The following is a 25,628-nucleotide window of genomic DNA, read 5'->3' as shown; positions in this document are numbered from 1 at the left end:
TGATTAATTTGAATAAACCCATATCAAGAAGAACATTTTTAAAGAAAAGTCTTGGTACATTGGCTACCTTAACCGGTTTAGGTATTGGCGGAAACTATTATGCCCATAATTTGGAGCCGAAATGGTTAGAAACCAAGCATAAAATTATCAGCCATCCGCTTATCCCAAAAGGTTTTCATGGCATGAAAATGGTCCAATTCAGTGATACGCATTTAGGCTTTCAATTTCAGCTTAAAGATTTACAAGCAATTGTCAATAAGATAAACCAACTGGACCCTGATGTTATTTTATTTACCGGAGATTTAATGGACCAGCCTAATAAATACAAGGCTCACCAGAAAATCCCTCTTGTTTTGAATCAGCTCAAAGCGCCGCTTGGAAAGTTCAGCATCTACGGTAACCATGATCATGGGGGATATGGCTCAGAAATTTACAGCGATATCATGGAAAAATCCCATTTTACCATGTTGCAGAATACCTCAGCTAAGATAACCTTATTGACGGCTGAAGAAATAATCATTGCCGGGGTTGATGATGCCATGCTAGGAAAGCCGGATTTTGAAAAAGCCCTTTCCGGCATCCCGGAAGGAGTATTCACCATTATGCTTTCACATGCCCCTGACCTTGCCGACATATCAAGGACTTACGACATCCAGTATCAAATTAGCGGTCACAGTCATGGAGGCCAAGTACAAATTCCGTTTGCCGGTGCCCTTGTAACTCCTCCATACGCTGAAAAGTACCGGGAAGGCACATATGAAATCGATTCATTAACGTTACATGTTAATAGAGGGCTTGGCACTACCCGTCTCCCCTATCGTTTTCTTTCACGTCCGGAGTTGACTGTTTACGAGCTACAAACCGAAAAATGATAGAAAAAGAACACAGGGGAAAACAGCCAGACTTATTAACAAAACCTGTGCGGATAAAACAACTTGTTGCCATGTATCATTTGTAATGGACTCCTATGAATTATAGCATTAGAAGTATATCCGAGAAAACCAGGTTTTTTTTACCAGTATCAAAGGTAATGCCATAAAGGTTATACCATACTTAAATAGCCACACAGGAAAGTGCCGATACACCCTAAAACAGACACCGTTATATAGATAAGGCTATCTATATAACGGTGTTTTCTAATAAGTTCAAGCGTTTCCATACTGAATGTCGAAAAGGTCGTAAAAGCACCCAGGAAACCTATCGCCAGAAAAACCTGCAAAGATAAAGCCCAGCTCTCTTTTTGCGGAAACACCATTCCCAGCCCAAAGGAACCTATAAGGTTAATCAGTAAAATGCTAATGGGTATAGAGACCGCTGGCAATAGCCTATTAAAAATAATCTGCAAGACATATCTAGAGGCCGCCCCAAAAAAGCCTCCTATAAAAACTGAAAGAACCTCAATCAAAGGGAGTCACCTCTTTGTCTATTAAAAAGGCCCAGTCCGAGGAAACAAGCGACCAAACCAAATAAAAGCGTAGCTCCAAGATACAGTCCCGCCATTGGCAGAGAAGTCTGCAGTAGATTCACCATTTCTTGGGAAAATGTGGACATCGTGGTGAAGCCGCCGCAAAACCCGCTGCCCAGCGCTAAAAAAACAAGCGACTTCTTTTTCGAGGCGAAATAGCCATTGATCATTCCAATCAAAAAGCTGCCTACTATATTTATCAATAGGGTTCCAAACGGAAAGATGGAATGGCCAGCAGTCAAGATTATGCAATATCGCAATATCGCTCCTGCCGCTCCTCCAAAACCGACTGCAAAAATGCTTTTAAATCGATCCATTAAGGTCCCCCCGAATATTTCTCATAAGTAGACTCATTATAACAGATTAAGATGAAACAGGCTCTTTTCTTTAAAAAAACCATACTATGTAAAGAATTTGAGAAAAGGAGGCTAATTTATGCAAACACAGTATTTTCCTTACTACCACTATCCACAAACCCTGATGCTACAGAACGAATACAGAAATGCATATGGGAATGAATATGGACCTGAAAATTGGAATGACGAGCGCTTCTTTCCTTTCTTTCCTCTATTGGCACCTGTAGCTTTTGTTGCAGGATTGGCAATTGGACCGTTGCTATTCAATAACCGTCCACCTGTCTACCCTGCATATCCTCCATATCCTCCTCCATACCCGCCCGCTTACCCTCCTTACCCTGCTTATCCAGCTTATCCTGCTTATCAAGGCTTTCAGGGTTACCAGCAACAACAATTCGGCGCACAGGCTGGGGTATCCGAAAATATCAATATATACACTCGATAAGGATTGCACAGAAGGCGACATTGAACGCCTTCTTTTTCTTGGACCAAAAGCCGTCAGATTGAATTTTACTTCCCTATATATTTTGAAGTGGTATAATATGAAAATGAATAGATGGTAAAGTGTTAGGAAATGATGGTCATACCCTAGAGATGTACATGCATTGTTTTTTCACTGTTTCTGCCTGGTTGCACACACGTCTCTATTTCAACCAATATATAAGAACAGGTTTTGATTGAAGGACGTCTGTTTGTAACGTCCTTCTAACCTTATTAAGAAAAGGAGTTTCCATGATGAACCAAACGAAAGGACATTCTGAAAGGGATGAGTTTTCGATTAACTCCATTGCCCAAGCCGTGTTTATTGTCAATAAACATGCAAAGACTGCATTGGAGCCCAAAAATTTATATAATTTAAAACGGCTCGCATTAAGCAAGCTTATGCAAGAAGGAAAAGCGAAGAAGATTGGACTTCATTTCTCTGATAACCCTCGCTTTGCAGCACAACAATCCGACGTCATTGTCGAATGCGGATCATATGTTTTTCATTTACCTCCCACTAAGGAAGATTTGAAAAAACTACCCCACCTCGGCAGCCGGGCAGCCTCCATACGGAACCCTAAAGCCGCATTGTCATTATCCAAGGCAAAACAGATCCTGCAATCTTACGTTGGACAAGCAGGTGAAAAACAACCGAACCCTCCCAACAACGAGAAAAGGGCTCACGGGCGTGGGTCGGTCAAGCAACCTTTCCACAATCCATTCCCATCCTCCTTTTTAGGAAAAGGTTCCAAGTATTAATCATTGATAAACCAAACGGGCCGTGAGGTAATGCTCACAGGCCCGTTTCACATTCATAATACCAATCTGTCTATCAACTTTATTAGCTCTGCAATTTCTGGCTTGCTGATTTGTGCGTCAGCCCCTACGACCTGACCTTTATGACGCAGGCTGTCCGTAATCAAAGAAGAGAAAATAATCACCGGCAATCCAGCGAGTTCCCCGTTTTCCTTTATTCTTCTAGTCAAATGATGCCCATCCATTTGAGGCATCTCAATATCGGTAATCACCAGTTGCACTTCTTCTTCAATCACTTTTCCTGATTCAATTAAATTCTCCAGATAATTAAATGCATCAAGTCCATTTTCATAAAACTCCAAGTACTTGAATCCAGCTTCTGACAATGTATCAAACAGCAGCTTTCTCAGTAATGGAGAATCTTCTGCGATCAGGATCCTCTTGTCTGAATTTTGCCGGATACCAAGCTTTTTAACCTGTTGGATGTTTATTCCTGATTCTGGATTGATTTCGACCACTATTTTTTCAAAATCGAGTAACAGCAACATTTCACTATTTAATTTTATTACTCCGATAATCTGACTTTCAAGGCCTTGATACATATCCGAAGGCTTTTCGATTTGTGACCAGGAAATACGGTGGATCTGTGTTACGGTATGTACATGGAAAACCACTTTTTGCTGATTGAATTCAGCCACTATGAATTTATCCTGCTCAGGAGTTTCAGATGGCGGAAATCCTAAAGCATCCGCCACATTCACAACTGGCAGGACTTCTCCGCGAAGCTCAATGATCCCCTCCACATTTGGATGCGAATGCGGGACAAGCGTGATGGGGACAGGATTGATGATTTCCTTCACCTTAATTACGTTAATGCCGAATTTATTCTTTCCGAGACCGAATTCCACTATCTCAAGCTCATTCGTTCCACTTTCAAGTAATATTCCTTTATTTGCTTCCATTGTTTCATCTCGCCCTTCTGCTTTTTCATTTCATAATCCATAAATCATTTAACCGCTAGGGAAATATCATGGTTTCATCAATGAACTCATACCTAATAATTCGGTTAAATATTTCTTTTGTTTAGAGCACAGCTAAAAAAAGAATCAAGAAGGGATTATTTATTAATGCCAAACTAAAAAGGGACCCATCAGAGTCCCCTTTTTCCAAGCTCATTTTTCACCACTGCCATTCCGGCCATCATATCGTTCGTAAGGCTGTCTCTTCGATAAAACCCCTCCATGATTGGGCGATCAGCCAAATGACGCCTTGCCGCCCTTCCAAACCCACTTAAAATAGCAGGTCAGTTGGGTCTTTCATCTCCTTCGCGACCTTTTCTTTGGATTGAGCCAACCTTTTTTAACAAAGAATAAAAACATCATCAAGGCAATTCCGCCCATCATTCCAAGAATGAGGAAATAGCCATAATGCCAATCTAATTCCGGCATATATTCAAAATTCATCCCATATACGCCCACTATGAAGGTCAGCGGCATGAAAATGGTAGTGATGACAGTCAATGTCATCATCGTTGAATTCATATTATTAGAGTTCACAGACAAATAGCTATCTCGGATATCGGATGAAAAATCTCGATACGATTCAAGCATTTCAGTCAATTTAAGAAGATGATCGTACACATCATTAAAATAAAGGTGCTGATCTTTCAAGTAATTCAGACGCTCTGATGAAATCATTCTGTACAATAAATCACGCATCGGCAATATGGTCCGACGGAGCCTGGACATATCTGTACGTAAATCGAAAAGCTGATCCATCAATTCGTTAATCGTGTCATTTTCAGTATTTTCCTCAATGCCGCCCAATTCGCTTTCAATTTTATAAACAGGCGGGAAAAATTCATCGACGATCCTGTCAATTATCCTATGCATCAAGAAAAAGGGACTTTGCTTCAACATTTTATTACCAGCAATTTCTTCCCATACTTTTTCCAGTTCAAGCATCTCTTCCTTATGAAAACTGACTATCCATTTTTCACCAACAAACATATCCAATTCCACTGCTTTAAATACCTTCTCCCTTAAAGCATGTATCACAAGAAATTGGTAGCCCTCATAAAAATCCATTTTGGGACGTTGGTTAAAATCATCCAGACAGTCTTCAATTGCCAGCGGATGAAAGTGAAAATGATTGGTTAAAAGTTCGATTTCCTTGTTTGTCGGGTTGGAAAAATCCACCCAGTACCACTCGATATCCGGATTATTCATTTCGGTTAGCGGTAAATCAAAACTGACTTCATGATTAGAAGTTATTGCGCAAGTCCTTATCATATGTATCAACCCTCAAAATGTTCTTATCATACATTATACCTTTAATTCATTAATCTCAAAAATTTTTCTCCCCCCTCCAAACTAAATGATAAAATAGAATGAATGAGTCAAACATAGTACATAATTCATATAGTTAGAAAAGGGAGGATATTCATAGATGGAACATTTAATAAACCCTCTAGTAAAAGACGTTAAAATATCAGGAATCCGTAAATTCTACAATATGGTCGCTGATATCGAAGGCACCATTTCCTTAACGATAGGACAGCCTGACTTTCCAACTCCGATGCATATTAAAGAAGCGGCAAAACAAGCCATCGATAATGACTATACCGTTTATACTCACAATGCGGGCTATTTGGAATTACGGGAAGCCGCTTCAACTTATGTAAAGGATAAATACAAGCTTAACTATGATCCGGCGAATGAAGTGATAGTGACCTCTGGTGCCAGCGAAGGCATAGACATAACCTTTCGGACGATCCTCATCCCCGGAAACGAAGTAATATTACCGGGTCCGGTATATCCGGGATACGAACCCATCATTAAGATGTGCGGGGCAACACCTGTATATGCCGATACAACAAAAAATGGATTTCGTTTGACTGCAGATATACTTGAAAAATACATAACTGAGCATATTCGGTGCATCGTTCTGCCCTATCCATCGAATCCGACCGGGGTTACATTATCTGCCGAAGAATTACTGGACATTGCCGAACTTGTTAGGGGCAAGGACATCTTCATATTGGCTGATGAAATATACAGTGAACTGGTATTCGATCAGGAGCATGTTTCGATTGCCACTTTCTTAAAAGAACAAACCATCGTCCTGAACGGATTGTCCAAGTCCCATTCCATGACCGGGTGGAGAATCGGCCTTCTGTTTGCGCCTGCAGCCATCTCTCAGCATCTCCTGAAGGTTCACCAATACAATGTGACCTGTGCCGCCTCCATATCGCAGAGAGCTGCCTTGGCAGCATTGACGGCAGGCAGAGATGATGCAATCCCCATGAAGACTGAGTATGCACGGAGACGGGAATACGTATTCAGCCGCTTACAAGCGATGAATCTGGAAGTAGTCAAACCAAACGGGGCCTTTTACTTCTTTATAAAGCTGCCTGAAGGCTATGCCTCTTCGCTTGATTTTTGCCTTAAGCTTGTTCAACAGGAAAAAGTGGCAGTGGTCCCTGGAGATGCATTCTCTCCCCTTGGTGAAGGGTACTTCAGGATATCTTATGCATATTCCATGGAAACCCTGGAAACGGCTTTGGACCGTATTGAGGCTTTTTTAACTATAAAATAACCGAAAAAAAGTGGCCTTCAATTGAATGAACAATTGAAGGCCATTTTCCTATTTTCAAAGATGTCATACGAAGATTTTCACCAAGTCAGTCAACTAATACAACCTCCGTAAGAAACGAATTTCCCGATATCCCTCTTCCTTATTTGTCGTGGTAAGGCTCACTTCAACGATTGACCCAAGTAAATCAGCCATCACTTCTTCAAATTCCTTTGCGGATCGCGGCTTTGAAAAACCTAAACTCTTCAATTCGCGCATCAGGATCTGAAAACCGGCATTCGTTTCGATATGACTGAATTTCACCGGCAGTATCAGCGGACTTTCATTCATTAATTTCAGATCCCAACGAATGGGCTTTGTTTGATGAATGGTTTTTTCTCGCTTAAAACCTTCAATCCTTACAATATATCGACCATCTTCTAATTCCTGGAATTTCATATTGATATCATCGAATTCGCCCATAGCTTTCACTCCTTTTTGTAAAGGCTGTCGCTATCAGCTTATTCATGATATAGAAATGCTAGCACTAATTATAATGTTTATATAATGCTTGTGTGCCGCTATTTTCCTCGCCAACTTCTGCCAGCCCCTCATATAGGGATTTGCTCAGGCTTAATCCTGGAGCGTCCATTCCCATTCTTTCCGCTTCATCAAGTGCTATCTTCATATCCTTGATAAAATGCTTGATATAAAAACCAGGTTCAAAATCCCCTTCAACCATTCGCGGCACAAGATTGGACAGTGACCAGCTTCCGGCAGAACCCGATGATATGCTCCTTAAAACCCGGGCCGGATCCAACCCAGCCTTTTTGGCATAGGAAATCGCTTCAGTCACTCCGATCATATTGGATGCAATGGCGATTTGATTGCACATTTTCGTATGCTGTCCTGAGCCAGCCGGGCCTTGATGGACAACATTGCTGCCAATGATATCAAAAATGGGACGGACAGCTTCAAATGCCTCACTAGACCCGCCGACCATGATCGTAAGCTTCGCATCACGAGCACCGATATCTCCTCCGGAAACCGGTGCATCCAATGATTCCATGCCCCTTTTCTTGGCTTCTTCTGCAATTTTCACTGCCAAAGATGGAGTGGATGTCGTCATATCGATTAAATAGGTTCCTTGTTTTCCGTTCTCGATAAGCCCATTTTCCCCAAGATAGATTTCTTCCACATCACTTGGGTATCCCACCATGGAAATGATCACATTAGCTCTCTGCGCAATTTCCTTTGGTGCAGATGACCACTTCGCACCCTGTAAGAGCAGTTCACTTGCCTTATCTTTCGTCCTTGTATAAACAAACACCTCAAATCCCGCCTTAAGAAGATTTGCGGCCATGCTTTTTCCCATAACTCCTAAACCTATGAAGCCGATCACTTTGTTCGATTGCATATTGTAGATTCCTCCCAATTATTTTGTTTCAAACTGTCTTAAATGGACTTTATCATTCCTCCGTCAACTAAGTACGACTGGCCCGTTAAATATGTATTAGCGCCTGAAACAAGGAAAGTAACGAACTTTGCAAATTCCTCGGGTTCCCCATAACGGCCAAGAGGGATTTTGTTAATCGATTGTTCAGTCATCTCCTCAGGAGTGACGCCTAGTTTCTCCGCATTCATTTCATCAAGGTGCTGAACGCGGTCTGTTGCGATTCTTCCTGGACCGACTGTATTGATCAAAATCCGGTCCGGTGCCAATTCTGAAGCTAACGTCTTTGACAATCCAACGATTGCCGTCCGGAATGTATTCGATAATATCAATCCTGGAATCGGTTCCTTAATGGATGAAGAAGCAATATTAACGATTTTCCCGCCCTGTTTTTTTAAATGTGGCAAGCTTTCACGGATCGTCCTTATGAAACTTAGTAAATTAAGTTCAAAGGATTGTTGCCATTCTTCATCATTTAAATCTGTAAATGAACCCCCTGGAGGACCTCCAGCGTTATTAATAAGAATGTCGATACCGCCGAATTCCTCAGCAGTTTGCCCAACCAGGCTTTTAATATCTTCAGCTTTTGTTATATCCGTCACCTTATAAGAAACTTTACCCGTCCCAAGCTGCGATAATTCCCTTTGTACGGCGGCAAGCTTTTCTCCATCACGGCTTGCCAGCATGACATTTGCTCCTTCCTTAACCAATTCAGCTGCCATAGCCTTCCCCAAACCTTGACTTGAAGCTAAAATCAAGGCAGTTTTCTTTTCCAAATGTAATTCCATATAATATTTAACCTCCATTTTCATAAAATCATAATTCCATTATATCGTCATAACCGTAAAGTGAAAAATCTGAATAATCATTCTTATGATTTTTATTTACAAAAAAATAGCCGGTTGGATAACCCAACCGGCGTCAAAGGGGGAAATGAGAATGTCAGCTGCCCTAATAGAGCTAAACAACTGTGCTTGCTTTTTATTTACCCCCATTTTAAAGCAATAAACATTTTATCTCAAAGTATCAAGAAAGAATTACAGGACAGCACCCCATCCGAAGGTTCTTATGGATGGGGGTGCGTTTTTCCTGATTTAATTATTTCTTCAAAGCGTTAACAACCGCTTCTTTCACATTATCATTCGTATCCAGCCCTAAAACTTCCTGAGATAGTTTTTTCATCTCTTCAAGCGAAAGTTGGCTAATTAAAGAACGTGCTTTTAAAATCGAAGTGGCACTCATTGAGAATTCATCAAGGCCCAATCCGATCAAAATCGGTATAGCCACTTCATCTCCAGCCATTTCCCCGCACATTCCGGCCCATTTCCCTTCTTTATGAGCTGCATCTATGACCATTTTAACCAGGCGTAATATCGCTGGATTGTATGGTTGATATAAATAGGATACTCTCTCATTCATTCGGTCAGCGGCCATCGTATACTGAATCAAGTCATTAGTGCCTATGCTGAAGAAATCGACTTCCTTAGCAAATATATCCGCCATCACTGCAGTTGAAGGGATTTCAACCATGATTCCGACTTCAATTTTTTCGGCTACTTGAACACCATTATCAAGCAATTCCTGCCTAACTTCAGCCAAAACGGCTTTAGCTTCGCGGAATTCAGCAAGCGTGGCAATCATCGGGAACATGATTTTCAAATCTCCGTAAATGCTTGCACGAAGCAGGGCACGGAGCTGAGTCCGGAAAATCTCCTGCTCATTTAAGCAAAGGCGAATCGCACGGTATCCAAGGAAAGGATTCATTTCCTTAGGAAGCTCTAAATAAGGCAACTCCTTGTCCCCGCCTATATCAAGCGTTCTGACGACTACAGGCTTACCTGACATTCCTTCCAGCACCGCTTTGTATGCCTCGAACTGTTCTTCTTCACTTGGAAAGTCATTTCTGCCCATATAAAGAAATTCCGTACGATATAACCCGATGCCTTCACCGCCATTTTGATGCACGCCCTCCAGATCTTTCGGCGTACCAATATTGGCTGCCAATTCCACATGATGGCCATCATTTGTAACGGTTTTTTCATGAACCAATTTCGCCCACTCAGCCTTTTGCCTAGCATAGGCTTCCTGCTCCTCTTCGTAGCGTTTCACGAGCTCAGGAGTAGGATTGATGTGAACTTCACCCTTTAACCCGTCAATAATGACCAAGTCACCATTTTCAATGGACGAGGTCACTGACTTCGCTCCAACGACTGCTGGAATTTCCAATGAACGTGCCATTATGGCTGAATGGGATGTACGTCCACCGATATCGGTCGTAAATCCTTTAACATATGCCGGATTCAACTGTGCTGTATCGGATGGTGTCAAATCCTCCGCAATGATGATTACTTCTTCAGCAATCATGCTCGGATTTGGAATATGAACACCTAAAAGATGTGACAGCACCCGTTTCGTGACGTCACGGATATCCGCCGCACGTTCCTTCATGTATTCATTATCCATTTGTTCAAACATCGTAATGAACATGCTTGCGGTTTCATTTAAGGAAAACTCAGCGTTGACGCCTTCTGATTGTATTTTATCCTGAATTGGAGTGATAAGTTCCGGATCAGCCAAAACAAGCAGGTGTGCGTCAAAAATAGCGGCTTTATCGGCCCCTAAATCCTTTTCGGCTTTATCCCTTATTATCTCCAATTCATTTGTTGACTTTTGAATAGCTTCCTTAAAACGGGATATTTCAGCCCCGACATCTTCTATGCTTCTTTTTTCAATCGATAAATCTGGCTCAGTCAGTCGATAGGCTTTAGCGATGGCTATTCCGTTTGAAGCTGCTATTCCACTAATCAAAGTGGACATTATTCTGCTAATCCTTCTCTGTTCAACGTTTCAGCAAGTGTGTTTAGTGCATCATTTTCATCGCTTCCTTCAGCAGAAATCGTAATTTCCGCCCCTTTGCCAATACCTAGAGACATTACACCCATAATGGACTTAAGGTTCACTTTTTTCTCTTTATAAGCAAGGTTTATTTCTGAATCAAATTTTCCTGCAGCTTGTACAAGCAATGTAGCCGGACGAGCGTGAATTCCTGTTTCTGCAGTTACTGTAAATGTTTTTTCTACCATATAAATCAATCTCCTTTAAGATAAATTAACAAAATAGGTTATGTAAGGGGGTTTTCTCCATCCAATCAGGAAAGAAACGAAAAAAAGAAATGCCCTTTTCCTTATCAGGATAGCATTATCATTCCCAACAAACAAACCAAAACTATTGGTACCTACAAAATAGTACAAAAATATAGAAGGAACTGCAACTATTACTTTTCAGATTCTTCAATGATTAAATGGACAGCTGTGCATTTTTGGTAAAAAAAGCCCTAAAACTCAGCATAATGAAAAGAACCACCGTTAATGAAACACTTCCGAGAATCCCGATTAGTATCGCAATCTGGTACTCAATAGCGATAAGCGGGCTTATCCCCGACAGGATTTGCCCTGTCATCATTCCTGGAAGGAAGATAATCCCCATCCCGAGCATATTGTTCAAAGTCGGGAGCACTGCCGAGTCGAATGCAGCATCCACATATTTCTTCACAGCCCTCGCTGGAGTCGCTCCAAGCATCATCATCGCTTCTACCTTTTCACGATTACTGCTAATCCCATCATGGAGGTTTTTAAGCGCCAATGTCACTCCTGTCATCGCATTTCCCACGATCATCCCTGCAATTGGAATGAAATACCTGGGTTCATACCATGGAGTGAAATGAATCACGACCACATTAAAATAAAACAAGGCAGCCATGGGACCTGACAACATACTTAGGATAACCATCCTTTTGATTTTCTTATTAAGTGTATGGGACACTTGCTTAAAAATATTATGGATGGAAAACAGGGACATCGCACATAAAAATCCCAAAGAAAGTAAAGGGTGCGGATTTTCAAAGATATATGTCAAAACATAACCGGCGAGAATGAGCTGGACCGTCATCCGTACCGTAGCGAGCATGATTTGCTTCTCCCGTGAAATCCCGCGCCATTTCACGATTATGAGCAGGATTATTACAAACACGTAGGCTGCACAAAGACGCCAGAACTCAATATCTATTATCCCATTCGCCTCCATTAATAGTCACCATCCTTCGCCTTTTCCAGAACGATCCTCTTTTCAGCACAGATGTCCGCAAGCTGTTTTGAATGTGTTATCATGATGACCGTTCCTTTTTCCCGCTTTACTTCTTCTAAAAAACGGCTCATGACCGTCAGCTCGGCTTCCTCATCAAGAGCCGAGGTCGGCTCATCCAGTAAATACACCTCGGGTTTCAATAATAGTAGCCTCGCCAGTGCCAGCCTCTGTTTCTCCCCGCCAGAAAGATTCTCCGCCCCCTCGTCTAAAGACTTCTGCAACTGGACGGTTTCAAGTGCTTTAACCAATTCGGCTTTATCCTTTTTTTCCCGTTCTGTCAATTCCAGGCCAATCTGCAGATTTTCTTCAATCGTACCCGGTAAAGTGAACGGTGTCTGAGAAAGCATTGTGACTTTACGCCGGAGCTCTATCGGGTTGAATTTATCCAGCAGCTGATCCTGATAATAGATCGAACCGCTATCCGGGTCATCCATCCTGTTCAATAATCGGAGCAGTGAGGTTTTTCCTGCACCGCTTTCCCCAGTCAAGCAAGTGACCATACAAGCGGGTATTTTCAAATCATCAATTTTCAAAATCCCTTTATACCTAATATTTTCAAGCCTAAATATCATTTTGTACCCCCTGCCTCCCTTACTCCACCATATCATTATAAGAAACTATCATGATATGGGGTAGCGATGCATGTAAAAATTTTCATTTTCTTTCGCTTTTTAATGGGTTAGTATTAGTCCTGCCGAATATATCCATGACGGACGTGGAAAACACCTTAATAAATGGGGGGACTTATCATGAACGGAAATTCCTTGTTACATTCTTATCTGAATGTTTTTCTCCTGACTGCACTTTGCCTGATTACGTTGTCTGGCTGCCAGGCAGCATCAGATAACCAGATTAATCAATCCAAACAGGAAGATTCAATTTCAAATGAAGAAAAAGGCAAGACATTCACAGCCGAGATCATCAAAGTTGTTGACGGAGATACAGTAAAAATCAAAATGGCTAATGGAAATGAAGAAACGGTCAGGCTCCTTTTGGTAGATACTCCTGAAACCGTGCACCCATCCAAGCCCGTTCAGCCTTTTGGACCTGAAGCAAGCAAGTTCGCCAAGGAACTCATGCCTGCGGGCTCTGAAGTGGAAGTAGAAACCGGCATAGGTGAAAGGGATAAATACGGCCGGCTGCTGGCCTATTTTTATGTTGATGGTAAAATGGTGAATAAACTCCTGCTTGAAAAAGGACTGGCAAGGGTAGCCTACGTTTATGCACCGAACACGAAATACCTTGATGAATTGGAAGATATTCAGAAACAAGCCCAAAGAGACGAAATCGGTATTTGGTCTCTTGAAAACTATGCAACTTCAAATGGGTTTGATGATTCCCAGTCAAAAGAAGTATCAGTGGAAAAGCCGACTGGATCTTGCAGTAACCCGGAAATTAAAGGGAATATAAACTCTAAAGGCAATAAAATATATCACATTCCTTCGGGCCAATATTACGAAATTACTAAACCAGAAGAAATGTTTTGTACCGAACAGGACGCACAGGATGCCGGTTTCCGAAAATCGCAAAGTTAACAAATTCAACGGTTTATCAATATGCCCGCTTCCGTTTTTTTTAATAACTATATGATGATTTGCAAAATAACACATCTTTATATGTACAGACTGCAGGCAAATTAAAAAAAGATCAGATTGCCTGCAGTTTTTATTAAAAAAGATCCATCGGATTTCAGAAATCCACTCCCTTTCCGCCGACAGTCTGCCAAGCCGCATCAAAGCAAGCGTCTGTGGGGTCTCTACTAGACAGTTTTTCGGCAGGAGTGTCGCATATTTCTTCAATCCAATAAGGATTACAGTAAAAAAACTAAATACCGGAGCACTTTATTCGCCCCGCTGCACTGTCTTGGGCCGTTGACGCAGTTTATCGACCTAAACCACACTTTATTCAGCCGTTCACGCACATTATTCGACCTACCTCGTACTGTATTCGACCGTTGAGGCACTATATTCGACCTACCCCGCACATTATTCGACCGTTCACGATTTTTTTCGACCTTCACCTCACTATTTGCCTCCGAAACCCATTTTGTCGTCAAACTGAAACCGTGGAGTCCATCTCCGTGGTTTCAGACTCTAGGCAAACTTAATGAAAAATCAGTTTGCCTACAGTTTTTTTCCTTTTAAAAATTTCAAGTTGATTTCAGAAATCCGCTCCCTCCGCCGACTGTCTGCCAAGCCTCATCAAAGCAAGCGCCTGTGGGGTCTCGGCTAGACAGTTATTCGTCAGGAGTGTCGCAAATTTCTTCAATCCAATAAGGATTACAGTAAAAAAACATTAAGGATATATAATCATGGATCGGGTTGAGAACATTCCGAACCTCCTTTTGCAGACAAACTGAACACATCTTCATGTGTATATGACTTTTCATTTGGTCTCCCCACATTCAAGATAACTTGAATCTCCCTTTTTTCCCTTCGATAAGGTTCTTTTTAGCTCCCTTAAACCCCACTTTTTTCCCCTCCATTTTTCCGTTACGCTTTTTGGCTATATATGATCGATTTATTTATGGTAGAAGCACCCGGGAATACAGGAAAGTGCACTTTCTAAAGGTGACTTGCTTAATGGAAGATTTCTCAGCACTAACGAAGGAATTCACCCCGATGATCCATCATATTATCCGCTCACTTTCCATCTATAAAAATAAGGAAGAATATTTTCAAGTAGGCTTGATTGCTTTATGGGAGTCATTAGGGAATTTCAATGAGGAATACGGAAAATTCTCCAACTATGCCTATACGGTAATCAAAGGCAAAATTCTGAACGAATTAAAGCATCATCATAAATATGAGATCCGTACCGAACCCTTTGATTCCTTCATATTAGAGATTAAGGATCCTTTTTCGATGCATGAAGAGGCCTTTGCCATCGATAATATCTTAACCTACATGGAAGGATTAACACTGAATCAGCAACGCTGGCTTTTACAGACATACCTCGAAAATAAAACGGTGTCTGAAATCGCTGAGGTCTATCAAGTCACTGCAGCAGCCGTCAAATCATGGAGAAAGTCCGCTTTAAATAAATTAAGGAAACAAGTGATTTTTCCATTGTAAATAATTAGGGGTGGCTCAATCATGAGCCACCCCTAATTATTTACATCGATTAACTTCTCGCTTCTTCTAAATACGTATAAATTATCACACCGTTATGTTGGGCATTCCCCCGAAAATGTTTAAAGTCTTCCCTTTTAACAAGAACCTCACGAAAAGCCAAAAATTCTTCCTTTGTTATCCTGAATTCATCCATTTCCCGATTTGCCAGTTTATCGAGTACATCTTTTGCTTCATCTGCATTCATCATATTATCCCCCTTAATTATCAAATGTCCCTTCATATTCAGACAGGAGAAATTCCGTTTTCATTTTAACATAAGCATGCCACTAAATATAAATCAGAATTTTTTGAGGCCCTCTTGCTACATTATTCTTTACGTATGCTTTAAAATAGTGCAAACTGTATAGTAAAATATCATAATGTAAAATGATTGGCATATTTTGTACATAGAATTACATACTGGTACGTATAACTGCGTTTGCAAGATATACCAAATTATGCCACATCATTGCAGCTGCTCCATTTCAAGAATCGCACCTCCCTTTAAAAGTTTAGCTTACTGTACCGACATAAGAGATAACTAATTCTCTTACTGGCACTTCCCACGTCAAAATCTAAACGGCAAGATGTTCGAATAATCCAATTACTCCATAGTTACTTTTTGATCATTGGAAACAAAATGGGAAAGGATGATTACCATGAAGAAAGCGGAAGTTGGAAATATCATTGAATTTAGAGAAGGCTTAAAAGGAATCGTCGAGAAAGTGAACGAGAACTCAGTAATCGTGGACGTCACGTATATGGAAAATTATCGTGATTTGGAACTTGAACAGAAAACCGTCGTCAACCATAAAAATTATAAAATCATAGGTTAATTCAAAACGGGATGGTTTCTCAATACCATTCCGTTTTTCACTTTTTTAGCAAGTGTACGAATTGATTCTCCAGTTTTTTGTAACCATTTCCATTTTACTCCGTCTAATTCATTAAAGGGCAAAACACTTGTATGTGATGCAAAATATCATGATTCAGATTGGAATTTCTATCAGAAAGATGAGGGAAACAAATGACTCGTTGGACACGTTATATTGGCTGTGTCACATTCGCCGCTTTTCTGCTGACTGGCTGCGGTACGACCACAGACGAAAATGCAGATGAGCCACAAGAAGGTTCAGTAAAAGAGGGGAACGAAAGCAATACTTCTCAAGGAGATAATCGCAATAACAAAGTAAGACTGATGGAGCAAAACCTGCAATATTCAATTAACGGGGAAGCAAAAGAAAAAACAGCGTTCCTAAAAAAAAGTGATAATCAACCGTTCAGCCTTTACGTTTTGCAACAATTCAGATTAAGTGCCGAAGAACCTGGAAAGGATATTGTTTTCCTGACTGAAGATGACTCCATTTATATGAGAATAGAATTATTGAAGACGGATGTCAATTGGGATGAGGTTGAAAAAAATGTTCAATCCCAGCTGGAAAGCATTTCAGAAACGATTAGGGATCCTTCACTTGATATCGAGAGCGGCACGGGATTTGAAGTGGAAAGTGGGGATGATGTAATCACTTCCATATTGCTCAAGGATGAAAAAGCACCCGTCCGCTTAACTATGTTCACAAAAAAAGATCGAGATTACCGGGATGCTTTTCTAGAGATGGCTAAGACGCTGATGAAAGGATGAACATTGATTCCCCCCTGATACGGAGGGCTAAGTTCAGGCCCCCCGTTCTTCATCACTCCTTCCCCGCCTTGCTTTTCCAGACAAGCATTAAAAAAAGGAGGCTTATGTATCCAAAAACCGGATAAATATATCCTAGTAACCTTCCATAGCCGAATTCACTAATGATCAAAGCTATTAAAAAAATCACCGCTATGATCAGCATGCTTGGCAATTTAATATAACTGCTGATTTGCCTCTGTAATCCATATATGTTTCCGATGACCGAAGTGAATATCTCCCCGTAAATCACCAAAATGAACATCCAATATAACTGACTGGCTGCCGTTCTCATAATAACTGCTGAAGGAATTTCATAACCATTCACGTCAGGAAGTGTCATAAGTGAAAAATGCCCCGTCAATAAAATGATCGTTAGGAATATCCCTCCAAGGATTGCACCATGTTTTATGACCTTCTCATCTCGAACTTCATACGCAACCGGAACCAGCACAGCCTGTGCCAAAGCAAGGTTAAAGGCTGTATAGGCAAATGGTGACAAAATCATTTTCACGGTGATTACTTCATCAGGAACTTTTGTAAGGGTCTTAAAGAAATCCCCATTACCCAAGGTCGAGAAAAAAAGGATCAAACTAAAACAGATCATGATTGGTACAACAAACGAGTTCACAGTGAAAACACCGCGCATGCCCATCATCAGGACCAAGGATGCCAGTATGATCGTAGACCAACTTCCTATACTTTTAGACACGCCAAGTTGTTCTTCGAAAACGGCTCCTGAACCCGAAATCATGACAGCCGTCACCCCTAACAGCATGATAAGGAAGAAGATGTTGATTATTCCTGCTATTTTCCTGCCAAAAAGAAATTGATTGAACTCTTCATAAGAAGATGCTCTGATCCTTGCGGAAATGAGCATGATTTTCGTTCCAGTGAAAATGAAAATATAACCTGCTATTAAAATCCCGATAAAGCCATAAAAGCCATAACGGGTAAAAAACTCGACAATCTCTTTTCCAGTTGCAAAGCCTGCACCGACGACCGTGCCTACATAAACCGCTGCAATCTGAAAACTTCCTGACCACCTTGACAGCATACTCTCCCCTCCTCCCTACATTTATATGTAAGGAAGAGACATTTAAGACAAGCCGAGCAATATTCCTTTCGTCGGCTGTTTTTTTACTGTGCTAACATTCTCTCATTAATGTAAAACTGACCCCCCTATGCATTTCTCCGTGAGGCTTCAAACAGAACTTTTCATGCCCAACATTTCAAACGTATGAAAGATTAAAAAGAACGCTTGGAATAATCTCCAAGCGTTCTTTCTAGTATCCGTTTCGTATCATACAGCCTAATATTTCATAATGCCTTATCATCTACAGTGGAGAGCCATTCGTCTATCACCTTCACAACGGACTCTACAGTCCCGTCATCAAATGGGGATTTCAGATTTGCAGATTCAACGAGATCAAGGAAAGACTTGCTGCCTCCAAGTTGGCACAGATTCAAATAATCCTCCCAAGCCGTATCATCTTTTTCTGTCGACCTTTTCCAGAATTGGAAAGCACAAATCTGGGCCAATGTATAGTCGATATAATAAAAAGGTGATTGATAAATGTGGCTTTGCCGCTGCCAATACCCGCCATTCTCCAAGAATTCATTTTCTTCATAATCGCGATGCGGCAAATATTCCATCTCGATCTTACGCCAAGCCTGCTTTCTTTCAACTGGTGAGGCATCAGGATTTTCATAGACAAAATGCTGAAATTCATCAACAGCCACCCCATACGGAAGGAATATGAGGGCACCGCTTAAATGGGAAAACTTATACTTTTCCGTATCTTCCTTGAAAAATAGCTCCATCCAAGGCCAAGTTAAAAATTCCATGCTCATCGAATGGATTTCACATGCTTCATATGTGGGCCAATAATGCTCAGGAATGTCAAGATCACGGCTGCGATACACTTGGAATGCATGACCTGCCTCATGTGTCAAAACATCTATATCCCCGGAAGTACCGTTGAAATTGGAAAAGATGAATGGAGCCTTATAGTCTTCTATAAAAGTACAATAGCCTCCGCTCTCTTTTCCTTTCTTCGCCACAAGGTCCATCAGGTCATTATCTATCATATAGTTGAAAAACTGATTCGTTTCAGGCGAAAGCTCCTGGTACATCTTTTTCCCGTTTTCGATGATCCACTCTGCATCGCCTTTTGGAATGGCATTACCCGTTCTGAAATGAAAATTCTCATCATAATAGTTCAGGTTCTCCAATCCAAGACGTTCGCGTTGACGTCCCTTCAGCCGTGTGACAAGCGGTACCACTTCCTCTTTCACCTGCTTGCGGAATGCAGCAACCATTTCAGCATCATAATCAGTCCTTGTCATTCGATAATACCCAAGTTCCACGAAATTCCCATAACCGAGCGCTGTTGAAATTCCATGCCTCACCTTGACAAGTTCATCGAATATACGATCCAATTCCTCCTGCTTTTCTTCAAAGAAACCGTAATATGCCTCACTTGCATTTTTCCTTAATTCACGGTCCGAGGACTCCATAAAAGGCTGAAGCTGCGCTAGTGTTAATTCTTTTCCATCAAAGGGGATTTTTGCAGAGGCAATCAATTGTGAATATTCACTTGATAATTTATTTTCTTTTTGCAGCTGTGGTATGATTTCCGGCGAAAAAGTTTTGAGTTGGGCCTCTGCCAGGTCAAATAGTTGAGTTCCCCATTTCAACTCAAGCTCCTTGCGATATTTCGAGCGAACGAGTTCATTGTAAAATTTGGAGGTTAACTCTTCCATTTCAGGGGAGAAGTCATCTAAATAATCATTCTCCGCTTTATAAAAATCATCATTGGTATCAATGGAATGCCGTATATAGACCAAATTAAACATCGTACCTACATAATTTCGAATTTCATTTATTTCTTCCATGGCTTTTATTTGTGCATCGGCATTAGCAGCGTCAGTAAATTTTTCCAAAGCTTTCATGAACCGTGTTTTAATTTCATCCATTTCAGGACGTTTATATTCATACTCATTAAATTTCATATGTACGCTCCTTTTCACGATATAAAAACATTTTTTCCTGTATAAGCCAGAGTAACATTTTCCAACCCAGGTCACATTCATCATTATTGCGGTTATCGTAATATAATTTAATTCGCCACACCTTTATTAAAAACCTCTATGTCCCCAAAACAAATTCAGGTTTTATCAGACATAAAAAACCAGCACCTGCAGTTAAATCCGGGTGCTGGTTCTTTAGTTAATTTTGAGCGGAATACCCAATCTTTTTAAGCAATTCGATCACGGTGGCCTTTTCATCTTGCGTAAGTACACTCATGATATCATCGATTCTTTTTTCATGCTCAGGAAATACTCCTTCAATGAAGGCCTTTCCTTTATCCGTTATTTTTGCAAAGGTTACACGGCGATCCTCTTTACATGCTATTCGCTGTAGATATTCCTTCTGTTCAAGTTTATCCACGACATAGGTAATGCTGCCGCTCGCCAGCAGGATCTTTCCGCCTATTTGCTGAAGAGGCTGATCCCCTTTATGATAAAGTAATTCCAGTACTGCAAACTCAGTTGGATTCAAACCCTCTTCAGCTATATGTTTATTTACCACATCATTGATGGATCGATGAGCTCTAGACATCACAATGAACAGTTTCAAAGACTGTTGGATGTTATTATTCTCCATAACTTCACAACCTTAAAAATTTTTAATTAAAATATCTTGAATTAAAAGTTATTATATGACATAAAGACTTTTTTGTCAATCTGCCCTGTTAGTATGTACTATTGTTTAATCAATCATTTTGATATACTTGAAAAAAAAGCTAAAGTAGTGACAAACATGAAAACAAGGCATAAATTCACCACATATCTACTTATTGTTATTTTACCATTAATTTTTCTCTCTATCATTTATTGGATGCATTTAGAACGTTCCATTCAAAAAGAAAGACAGGAACAAGCTAAATGGGCGGGAACGGTTTATCAAGAATACATAGATCAAGTTATCAGTGAAACGAAGGAAAGCCTTGAGCTGCTTAGCCTTAGCAGTTCCGTGCTTTATATGGATGACAAAAAAACCGAACTTCTTTTGAAATGGATCAAAGATACAGATCCCAGGTATGCAGGAGTGTATTGGCTAAATCGCGACGGTGTATCCATTTTAGGGACGAATAAGAATTTCCATCATTACTATTTAATTGAACAGAATGATATTGAGCGTGCCGTAAAAACTCAAAAATCGTTTGTTGCAGGAACAAAAAAGCTACATAACCGTGATTTTAATTATTTTTCCATTTTTGCTCCCATTCTTGATCAAGATAGAAAAGTGCAAGGGTTTTTATTGGCACATATCAGGCTGGATCATTTGGAAAAAAGATTAAAGATCCTGATCCCCGGTCATACCTTTAAATTGGAAACAAAGGACAAAACCCGAATTTTAGATATAAATGCCGAAGGATTCACTGGACATTCAACGTGGGTGGATGTCCCTTTGACCGAAGTCGATTGGACACTGTCTGTCAAAGCGCCCGACAAGATTAACACAAATAACATGAATGTTTTTTTAATGCTTGTCTTTTTCACCTTCTTTTTTACTCACATGATCTATATCATCGTGGAGGAACTGATCGTTGGCAGGAATATTAAAAATCAAAAGTTACTAAACGAAAGCCAAAAAATAGATTTTGTCGGTACATTAGCTGCCAGTACTGCACATGAAATAAAAAACCCACTTACCGGCATAAAGGGGCTAGTGCAATTATTGGTTGAAAAACACCCTGAAGAACAAGATCAGTTCTATTACTCTGTCATCATGAAGGAAATTGAACGGATCAATAGCATCGTCAGCGAATTTTTGATTTTAGGGAAGCCAATGGCCCAGACTTTATCCTTATATGATATTCGCAGTATCATTGCTGAATTGAGACCAATAATAGAATCAGAAGCACGTCACTTCAATATTGAAGTGGAATGGAATATCATAAAGGAGCCGATCCGGGTTCATTGTACAAAGGACCAACTCAAACAAGTCATTCTCAACATTGCCAAAAACGGTTTCGAGGCCATGGAAGTTGGGAAAAAGTTAAGGATTCAAATTCACCATGAAAATGAATGGGCTAAAATCAGGATCATCGACACCGGGCAAGGACTGAATGAAAAAGATATAGATAAAGTGTTCGATCCCTTCTATACATCGAAAAAGGAAGGAACCGGATTAGGGCTATTTGTGTGTAAACGAATAATTGAATCTTTTAACGGTACCATCAAGTTTTCAAGTAAACCTCAAAACGGTACAACCGTTACAATCAGCTTACCGCTGATAAAACATTCATAGCAATACTTTGAAGGGTTTCATTTTTTTATGAAGACTATAAACGATTCCGATTTATTTTAAGACGTCATGCATACGCTGCATGCCTCTTGAATCTATTTATGAATAGGTAAAAATCTTAATCAGGAAGAAGGAAATAAACAGATGGGAAGTATCGCTGCCATTAAAACAAAGCCGCAAAAACAGGATATGACTCTTAAAATCATGATCATCATAGGCATATGCCATTTAATGAATGATTCTCTACAGGCTGTCGTACCGGCCATGTTCCCAATCCTCGAAAAATCAATGTCGTTAACGTATACACAGCTGGGGATGATTGCATTCTGCCTGAATATCGTCTCATCGCTTCTGCAGCCGGCAGTTGGGTTCTATACGGATAAAAGGCCCTTTCCATATGCATTGCCCATTGGGTTGACCAGTACTTTAATCGGGGTCATCATTCTTGCAATTGCCCCAAACTATACCATTATCCTTGGTGCGGTCATCTTGATGGGCTTAGGGTCAGCCATATTCCATCCGGAAGGCTCCAGGGTTGCCTACATGGCAGGCGGACCAAAGAGAGGCCTGGCACAATCAATTTATCAGGTCGGAGGGAATAGCGGGCAGGCACTTGCCCCGCTCATCACAGCCATCGTACTTGTTCCTTTTGGACAAAAAGGCGCACTCTGGTTTGCCCTGGTTGCCTTAATGGCCGTTTTCCTATTAGTGTATATTGCCAAGTGGTATTCACAAAAATTGGTTCACTTCCAGCCTAAAAAGCTGGCTGCAAAAGTAATCAATAAAGAGCGGTCCCATAAAGTGGCAAAAGCCCTGGTATTGATTTTATTCATTATTTTTGCCCGTTCCTGGTATGTATCTTGCATGACGAACTTTTATAGTTTTTATTTGATCGAGCAATATTCATTCACGATAAAATCCGCACAATTTTTCCTATTTGCCTTTTTAGCCGCTGGTGCTGTAGGTACGTTTTTCGGAGGTCCGCTTGCTGATAAATTCGGGCGCAAAAATGTCATTTTCTTTTCATTCGCTGCCAGCATGCCACTAACCGCACTTTTACCATTCGTACCTCCTACAGCCGCTTTTATCTTATTATTGATGGCGGGATTCATTATAATGAGCAGTTTTTCCGTCACTGTAATATACGCACAGGAATTGGTCCCGGGGAAAGTCGGAACGATGGCAGGCTTGACTGTAGGGTTAGCCTTTGGAATGGGTGCCATTGGATCCGTTTCATTGGGAGCCATTGCCGATATAATTGGAATCGAATCCATGATTAAGCTAGTGGGATTCCTGCCATTGCTGGGGATCATCAGCATGTCGCTGCCGACTGATCAAACATTGAAAAAATGGTATGCAGAAGAATAACTGCATAATTGCCATTTACTGGAACATATTCTTTATGTCTAAATACAATAAATTATTGTTCCACCCAAAATTATACAAATAAGTAACGATAAGTACCATACAAAGGAGAAATTTATGAGTGGAGTTTTATTAGGCAGCATCCTATCTGCTATGTCTACAGGGTTTGGTGCGTTACCAATCTTGTTCATTCAAGGTTCAATCACACATCGATTCAGAGATACGCTTCTGGCATTCACCGCTGGAATCATGATGGCTGCTTCGTTATTGAGCCTGATCCCGGAGTCTCTGGCCACCGGAGGGTATATTCAGCTAGTCATTGGAGTTTTTCTCGGGGTATTGACATTAACGATCATGGAAAAAAACATTCCTCATATCGATCTCAGCCATACGAAAAGTGGCATTAAGTTCGATGAAAAGGCTTTGCTCATCATCACTGCCATTACACTTCATAATATTCCTGAGGGTCTTTCGGTCGGGGTCAGTTATGCCTCTGATACAGCTGATACAGGTAACTTGATCGCTTTTGCCATCGGCCTGCAAAATGCTCCGGAAGGCTTACTGGTAGCCTTGTTTTTAATTAATCAAAAAATCGGTAAACTCACAGCGTTCCTGATAGCAACCTTAACCGGTACCATCGAAATAATTACAGGGTTATTGGGTTATTATTTAACCTCTTACATTGGGTTCCTGGTTCCATACGGCCTAGCTTTCGCCGCCGGGGCCATGCTTTTCATCGTTTATAAGGAATTGATTCCTGAAAGCCATGGGGATGGTAATGAACGCACATCTACCTATTCCTTCATTGTCGGCCTTTTGTTCATGGTAATATTATTGGAAGTATTGTAATTTCCCACACCTGCCATGGCTGGCTCCATCAAGTGAGTCAGCCCTTACTTTTTATTTATCAGTGTAATCCATTCAGAAAAAGTAAGTCCTCTAAACCAAGCCCGATGCATGAAGGACACCCTCTGGTGACCTCCCCCGATATATACCCCAAGCCCATGAAAATTCCAAAGATATATTCTTGTGTATATAAGTCTTTCTTTAATTGTTTTAAATGATATGTTGAGGTTCGTTCATGAGAAATCGCAAAAAGGGGATTGTCTCCCTGCCTGCCAATTTAAAAAGTCATGCATGCATTCAGTTCCCTCTAAAAGGTTATGTCATCATTAAAGGGCTGCTGCACTATAACAACCATTTCTTCCCGCTTATTTCTCACTTCCGATGAATGATGTTGAAGGATCAAATACTCATTTATTAGTTTATCAAGCTGCTCACTTTGGCGAAGGGGATACTCATGACCTAGTCCATACATTTTGGCCAACTCCATCATTTCCCAACGCTTCATCCGAATCTCAGAACAAATTTCCATTGCACACCTAGAATTCATAACTACATTCACTACTCCTGCCCTTTTAAAGTTACATTATAATAAAGAAGTATTACAAAATATGCCTTATATGTAAATAGATTCGCAAAAAAAGACAAAACTTCTTAAATTGCGATAAAGCTTTACCCACTAGCAGACAGGATATGACGGAAATTTCTAACCATAAAACTCTTATAATGATCAGGAAGAAATCATATGAAGCCAGCTCCGAAAAATGATTCGAAAGTTCACCAATTTGAGGGGATTATAAGTTTCCGCTTAATTATTTCGGCAGCTTCCCTTTAATGAAAGCACAACATTTTTATTGAGCTTAATTGTGGTTCCATGATAATAATGAAGGACTAAAAAAAGGAATCCAATAATGGATTCCCCAGACTGTAGAAAATTCGAAGAAAAGCCAGTTTGCCTGCAGTTTTTTAGGATAAGTACCATTTTGTCCACTCCAAGCACTCGCTTTCCGTTCCAATCCCTCTGTTTAATAAATTAGATAGAACCTATTTTCGCGAAAAACGTTTCAGTTATTTTCAGAAAGC

The 25,628-nt window shown here is 40.6% G+C and carries 27 protein-coding genes; 11 read left to right on the top strand and 16 right to left on the bottom strand.

Annotation, left to right across the window (positions count from 1 at the left end; translation table 11 throughout):
- The first annotated feature begins 8 nt into the window (after positions 1–8).
- Positions 9–872, top strand: coding sequence for a metallophosphoesterase (locus tag ABC374_RS05910; protein WP_350301899.1), 864 nt, complete (start codon positions 9–11; stop codon positions 870–872).
- Between the two features lie 170 nt (positions 873–1,042).
- On the opposite strand, the gene crcB is transcribed toward ABC374_RS05910, so the two are convergent.
- The gene (gene crcB, locus ABC374_RS05905) at positions 1,043–1,405 is read right to left on the bottom strand and encodes a fluoride efflux transporter CrcB (protein ID WP_350301898.1); all 363 of its coding nucleotides are present in this window, start codon (positions 1,403–1,405) and stop codon (positions 1,043–1,045) included.
- Positions 1,402–1,782 (bottom strand): fluoride efflux transporter FluC, encoded by a 381-nt coding sequence (locus tag ABC374_RS05900; RefSeq protein WP_350301897.1) that lies wholly within the window; start codon positions 1,780–1,782, stop codon positions 1,402–1,404. Before ABC374_RS05900 ends, crcB begins: the two co-directional genes overlap by 4 nt.
- 118 nt (positions 1,783–1,900) lie before the next feature.
- Between ABC374_RS05900 and ABC374_RS05895 the strand changes: the two genes are divergently transcribed.
- On the top strand, positions 1,901–2,266 hold the full coding sequence (locus tag ABC374_RS05895) for a hypothetical protein (RefSeq protein WP_350301896.1): 366 nt from the start codon (positions 1,901–1,903) through the stop codon (positions 2,264–2,266).
- Between the two features lie 290 nt (positions 2,267–2,556).
- The gene (locus ABC374_RS05890; RefSeq protein ID WP_413020283.1) at positions 2,557–3,063 is read left to right on the top strand and encodes a YkyB family protein; all 507 of its coding nucleotides are present in this window, start codon (positions 2,557–2,559) and stop codon (positions 3,061–3,063) included.
- A 53-nt stretch (positions 3,064–3,116) separates the two neighbouring features.
- Here ABC374_RS05890 and ABC374_RS05885 read toward each other — a convergent pair whose 3' ends face one another.
- Together ABC374_RS05885 and corA are read right to left on the bottom strand one after the other, a co-directional pair.
- Positions 3,117–4,022, bottom strand: a complete 906-nt coding sequence (locus ABC374_RS05885; RefSeq protein ID WP_413016468.1) for a chemotaxis protein — start codon at positions 4,020–4,022, stop codon at positions 3,117–3,119.
- Between the two features lie 354 nt (positions 4,023–4,376).
- Positions 4,377–5,351, bottom strand: a complete 975-nt coding sequence (gene corA, locus ABC374_RS05880; protein ID WP_350301893.1) for a magnesium/cobalt transporter CorA — start codon at positions 5,349–5,351, stop codon at positions 4,377–4,379.
- Positions 5,352–5,508: 157 nt separating this feature from the next.
- On the opposite strand from corA, the gene ABC374_RS05875 reads away from it, so the two are divergent.
- Entirely contained in the window at positions 5,509–6,657 is a 1,149-nt protein-coding gene (locus ABC374_RS05875; protein ID WP_413016466.1) for an aminotransferase A, read from the top strand.
- Positions 6,658–6,750: 93 nt separating this feature from the next.
- Here the strand turns inward: ABC374_RS05875 and ABC374_RS05870 are convergent, their stop codons facing one another.
- The 7 genes from ABC374_RS05870 to ABC374_RS05840 form a co-directional block, all read right to left on the bottom strand.
- Complete coding sequence (locus ABC374_RS05870) at positions 6,751–7,116, bottom strand: hypothetical protein (protein ID WP_034314117.1); 366 nt, start codon at positions 7,114–7,116, stop codon at positions 6,751–6,753.
- Positions 7,117–7,180: 64 nt separating this feature from the next.
- Entirely contained in the window at positions 7,181–8,050 is an 870-nt protein-coding gene (locus ABC374_RS05865) for an NAD(P)-dependent oxidoreductase (protein ID WP_413016464.1), read from the bottom strand.
- A 38-nt stretch (positions 8,051–8,088) separates the two neighbouring features.
- Positions 8,089–8,874 carry an SDR family oxidoreductase gene (locus ABC374_RS05860; RefSeq protein WP_413016462.1) on the bottom strand — a complete coding sequence of 262 codons (786 nt, stop codon included), beginning with the start codon at positions 8,872–8,874 and terminating at the stop codon, positions 8,089–8,091.
- Between the two features lie 310 nt (positions 8,875–9,184).
- Positions 9,185–10,903 carry a phosphoenolpyruvate--protein phosphotransferase gene (gene ptsP / locus ABC374_RS05855; protein ID WP_413016460.1) on the bottom strand — a complete coding sequence of 573 codons (1,719 nt, stop codon included), beginning with the start codon at positions 10,901–10,903 and terminating at the stop codon, positions 9,185–9,187.
- Complete coding sequence (locus tag ABC374_RS05850) at positions 10,903–11,169, bottom strand: phosphocarrier protein HPr (protein ID WP_034314127.1); 267 nt, start codon at positions 11,167–11,169, stop codon at positions 10,903–10,905. Before ABC374_RS05850 ends, ptsP begins: the two co-directional genes overlap by 1 nt.
- 214 nt (positions 11,170–11,383) lie before the next feature.
- A complete protein-coding gene (locus tag ABC374_RS05845; RefSeq protein ID WP_413016458.1) occupies positions 11,384–12,169 on the bottom strand; it encodes an ABC transporter permease in 786 nt (261 codons plus the stop codon).
- Complete coding sequence (locus ABC374_RS05840; protein ID WP_413020282.1) at positions 12,169–12,798, bottom strand: ABC transporter ATP-binding protein; 630 nt, start codon at positions 12,796–12,798, stop codon at positions 12,169–12,171. Before ABC374_RS05840 ends, ABC374_RS05845 begins: the two co-directional genes overlap by 1 nt.
- A gap of 180 nt (positions 12,799–12,978) precedes the next feature.
- Here ABC374_RS05840 and ABC374_RS05835 point away from each other — a divergent pair, with 180 nt between their 5' ends.
- Both ABC374_RS05835 and ABC374_RS05830 read left to right on the top strand, forming a co-directional pair.
- The gene (locus ABC374_RS05835) at positions 12,979–13,764 is read left to right on the top strand and encodes a thermonuclease family protein (protein WP_413016456.1); all 786 of its coding nucleotides are present in this window, start codon (positions 12,979–12,981) and stop codon (positions 13,762–13,764) included.
- A gap of 1,047 nt (positions 13,765–14,811) precedes the next feature.
- Positions 14,812–15,303, top strand: coding sequence for a sigma-70 family RNA polymerase sigma factor (locus ABC374_RS05830; RefSeq protein WP_413016454.1), 492 nt, complete (start codon positions 14,812–14,814; stop codon positions 15,301–15,303).
- A gap of 49 nt (positions 15,304–15,352) precedes the next feature.
- Here ABC374_RS05830 and ABC374_RS05825 read toward each other — a convergent pair whose 3' ends face one another.
- A complete protein-coding gene (locus ABC374_RS05825) occupies positions 15,353–15,547 on the bottom strand; it encodes a hypothetical protein (RefSeq protein ID WP_352921687.1) in 195 nt (64 codons plus the stop codon).
- 454 nt (positions 15,548–16,001) lie between these two features.
- Here ABC374_RS05825 and ABC374_RS05820 point away from each other — a divergent pair, with 454 nt between their 5' ends.
- Together ABC374_RS05820 and ABC374_RS05815 are read left to right on the top strand one after the other, a co-directional pair.
- Positions 16,002–16,178: a YkvS family protein gene (locus ABC374_RS05820; protein WP_064505160.1), complete on the top strand. Its 177-nt coding sequence runs from the start codon at positions 16,002–16,004 to the stop codon at positions 16,176–16,178.
- Positions 16,179–16,369: 191 nt separating this feature from the next.
- A complete protein-coding gene (locus tag ABC374_RS05815) occupies positions 16,370–16,984 on the top strand; it encodes a hypothetical protein (protein WP_413016453.1) in 615 nt (204 codons plus the stop codon).
- 52 nt (positions 16,985–17,036) lie between these two features.
- Here the strand turns inward: ABC374_RS05815 and ABC374_RS05810 are convergent, their stop codons facing one another.
- The 3 genes from ABC374_RS05810 to ABC374_RS05800 all read right to left on the bottom strand — a co-directional run bounded on the left by ABC374_RS05810 (position 17,037) and on the right by ABC374_RS05800 (position 20,690).
- Positions 17,037–18,077 carry a YkvI family membrane protein gene (locus ABC374_RS05810; RefSeq protein WP_350301883.1) on the bottom strand — a complete coding sequence of 347 codons (1,041 nt, stop codon included), beginning with the start codon at positions 18,075–18,077 and terminating at the stop codon, positions 17,037–17,039.
- Positions 18,078–18,340: 263 nt separating this feature from the next.
- Positions 18,341–20,035, bottom strand: a complete 1,695-nt coding sequence (locus ABC374_RS05805; RefSeq protein WP_413016452.1) for a M3 family oligoendopeptidase — start codon at positions 20,033–20,035, stop codon at positions 18,341–18,343.
- A 217-nt stretch (positions 20,036–20,252) separates the two neighbouring features.
- Complete coding sequence (locus ABC374_RS05800) at positions 20,253–20,690, bottom strand: MarR family winged helix-turn-helix transcriptional regulator (RefSeq protein ID WP_034314147.1); 438 nt, start codon at positions 20,688–20,690, stop codon at positions 20,253–20,255.
- 156 nt (positions 20,691–20,846) lie between these two features.
- On the opposite strand from ABC374_RS05800, the gene ABC374_RS05795 reads away from it, so the two are divergent.
- The 3 genes from ABC374_RS05795 to ABC374_RS05785 all read left to right on the top strand — a co-directional run bounded on the left by ABC374_RS05795 (position 20,847) and on the right by ABC374_RS05785 (position 24,551).
- Positions 20,847–22,340 carry an ATP-binding protein gene (locus tag ABC374_RS05795; RefSeq protein WP_413016451.1) on the top strand — a complete coding sequence of 498 codons (1,494 nt, stop codon included), beginning with the start codon at positions 20,847–20,849 and terminating at the stop codon, positions 22,338–22,340.
- A gap of 141 nt (positions 22,341–22,481) precedes the next feature.
- On the top strand, positions 22,482–23,705 hold the full coding sequence (locus ABC374_RS05790) for an MFS transporter (protein ID WP_413016450.1): 1,224 nt from the start codon (positions 22,482–22,484) through the stop codon (positions 23,703–23,705).
- A gap of 114 nt (positions 23,706–23,819) precedes the next feature.
- A complete protein-coding gene (locus ABC374_RS05785) occupies positions 23,820–24,551 on the top strand; it encodes a ZIP family metal transporter (protein ID WP_350301879.1) in 732 nt (243 codons plus the stop codon).
- 304 nt (positions 24,552–24,855) lie between these two features.
- Here the strand turns inward: ABC374_RS05785 and ABC374_RS05780 are convergent, their stop codons facing one another.
- Positions 24,856–25,095 (bottom strand): aspartyl-phosphate phosphatase Spo0E family protein, encoded by a 240-nt coding sequence (locus tag ABC374_RS05780; protein WP_413016449.1) that lies wholly within the window; start codon positions 25,093–25,095, stop codon positions 24,856–24,858.
- Positions 25,096–25,628 lie beyond the last annotated feature (533 nt).

The organism is Peribacillus phoenicis, assembly GCF_047238085.1.
Taxonomy (GTDB): Bacteria; Bacillota; Bacilli; order Bacillales; family DSM-1321; genus Peribacillus.
The sequence above is the reverse complement of the archived record's forward strand: the minus strand, read 5'-3'. Positions and strand labels throughout refer to the sequence as shown.

Excerpts from the sequence above, each read along its gene's own strand:
- ABC374_RS05900 (WP_350301897.1), bottom strand. The coding sequence starts at position 1,782 with ATGGATCGATTTAAAAGCATTTTTGCAGTCGGTTTTGGAGGAGCGGCA.
- ABC374_RS05895 (WP_350301896.1), top strand. The coding sequence starts at position 1,901 with ATGCAAACACAGTATTTTCCTTACTACCACTATCCACAAACCCTGATG.
- ABC374_RS05890 (WP_413020283.1), top strand. The coding sequence starts at position 2,557 with ATGAACCAAACGAAAGGACATTCTGAAAGGGATGAGTTTTCGATTAAC.
- ABC374_RS05885 (WP_413016468.1), bottom strand. The coding sequence starts at position 4,022 with ATGGAAGCAAATAAAGGAATATTACTTGAAAGTGGAACGAATGAGCTT.
- corA (WP_350301893.1), bottom strand. The coding sequence starts at position 5,351 with ATGATAAGGACTTGCGCAATAACTTCTAATCATGAAGTCAGTTTTGAT.
- ABC374_RS05875 (WP_413016466.1), top strand. The coding sequence starts at position 5,509 with ATGGAACATTTAATAAACCCTCTAGTAAAAGACGTTAAAATATCAGGA.
- ABC374_RS05870 (WP_034314117.1), bottom strand. The coding sequence starts at position 7,116 with ATGGGCGAATTCGATGATATCAATATGAAATTCCAGGAATTAGAAGAT.
- ABC374_RS05865 (WP_413016464.1), bottom strand. The coding sequence starts at position 8,050 with ATGCAATCGAACAAAGTGATCGGCTTCATAGGTTTAGGAGTTATGGGA.
- ABC374_RS05860 (WP_413016462.1), bottom strand. The coding sequence starts at position 8,874 with ATGGAATTACATTTGGAAAAGAAAACTGCCTTGATTTTAGCTTCAAGT.
- ptsP (WP_413016460.1), bottom strand. The coding sequence starts at position 10,903 with ATGTCCACTTTGATTAGTGGAATAGCAGCTTCAAACGGAATAGCCATC.
- ABC374_RS05850 (WP_034314127.1), bottom strand. The coding sequence starts at position 11,169 with ATGGTAGAAAAAACATTTACAGTAACTGCAGAAACAGGAATTCACGCT.
- ABC374_RS05845 (WP_413016458.1), bottom strand. The coding sequence starts at position 12,169 with ATGGAGGCGAATGGGATAATAGATATTGAGTTCTGGCGTCTTTGTGCA.
- ABC374_RS05835 (WP_413016456.1), top strand. The coding sequence starts at position 12,979 with ATGAACGGAAATTCCTTGTTACATTCTTATCTGAATGTTTTTCTCCTG.
- ABC374_RS05830 (WP_413016454.1), top strand. The coding sequence starts at position 14,812 with ATGGAAGATTTCTCAGCACTAACGAAGGAATTCACCCCGATGATCCAT.
- ABC374_RS05825 (WP_352921687.1), bottom strand. The coding sequence starts at position 15,547 with ATGAATGCAGATGAAGCAAAAGATGTACTCGATAAACTGGCAAATCGG.
- ABC374_RS05820 (WP_064505160.1), top strand. The coding sequence starts at position 16,002 with ATGAAGAAAGCGGAAGTTGGAAATATCATTGAATTTAGAGAAGGCTTA.
- ABC374_RS05815 (WP_413016453.1), top strand. The coding sequence starts at position 16,370 with ATGACTCGTTGGACACGTTATATTGGCTGTGTCACATTCGCCGCTTTT.
- ABC374_RS05810 (WP_350301883.1), bottom strand. The coding sequence starts at position 18,077 with ATGCTGTCAAGGTGGTCAGGAAGTTTTCAGATTGCAGCGGTTTATGTA.
- ABC374_RS05805 (WP_413016452.1), bottom strand. The coding sequence starts at position 20,035 with ATGAAATTTAATGAGTATGAATATAAACGTCCTGAAATGGATGAAATT.
- ABC374_RS05800 (WP_034314147.1), bottom strand. The coding sequence starts at position 20,690 with ATGGAGAATAATAACATCCAACAGTCTTTGAAACTGTTCATTGTGATG.
- ABC374_RS05795 (WP_413016451.1), top strand. The coding sequence starts at position 20,847 with ATGAAAACAAGGCATAAATTCACCACATATCTACTTATTGTTATTTTA.
- ABC374_RS05790 (WP_413016450.1), top strand. The coding sequence starts at position 22,482 with ATGGGAAGTATCGCTGCCATTAAAACAAAGCCGCAAAAACAGGATATG.
- ABC374_RS05785 (WP_350301879.1), top strand. The coding sequence starts at position 23,820 with ATGAGTGGAGTTTTATTAGGCAGCATCCTATCTGCTATGTCTACAGGG.
- ABC374_RS05780 (WP_413016449.1), bottom strand. The coding sequence starts at position 25,095 with ATGAATTCTAGGTGTGCAATGGAAATTTGTTCTGAGATTCGGATGAAG.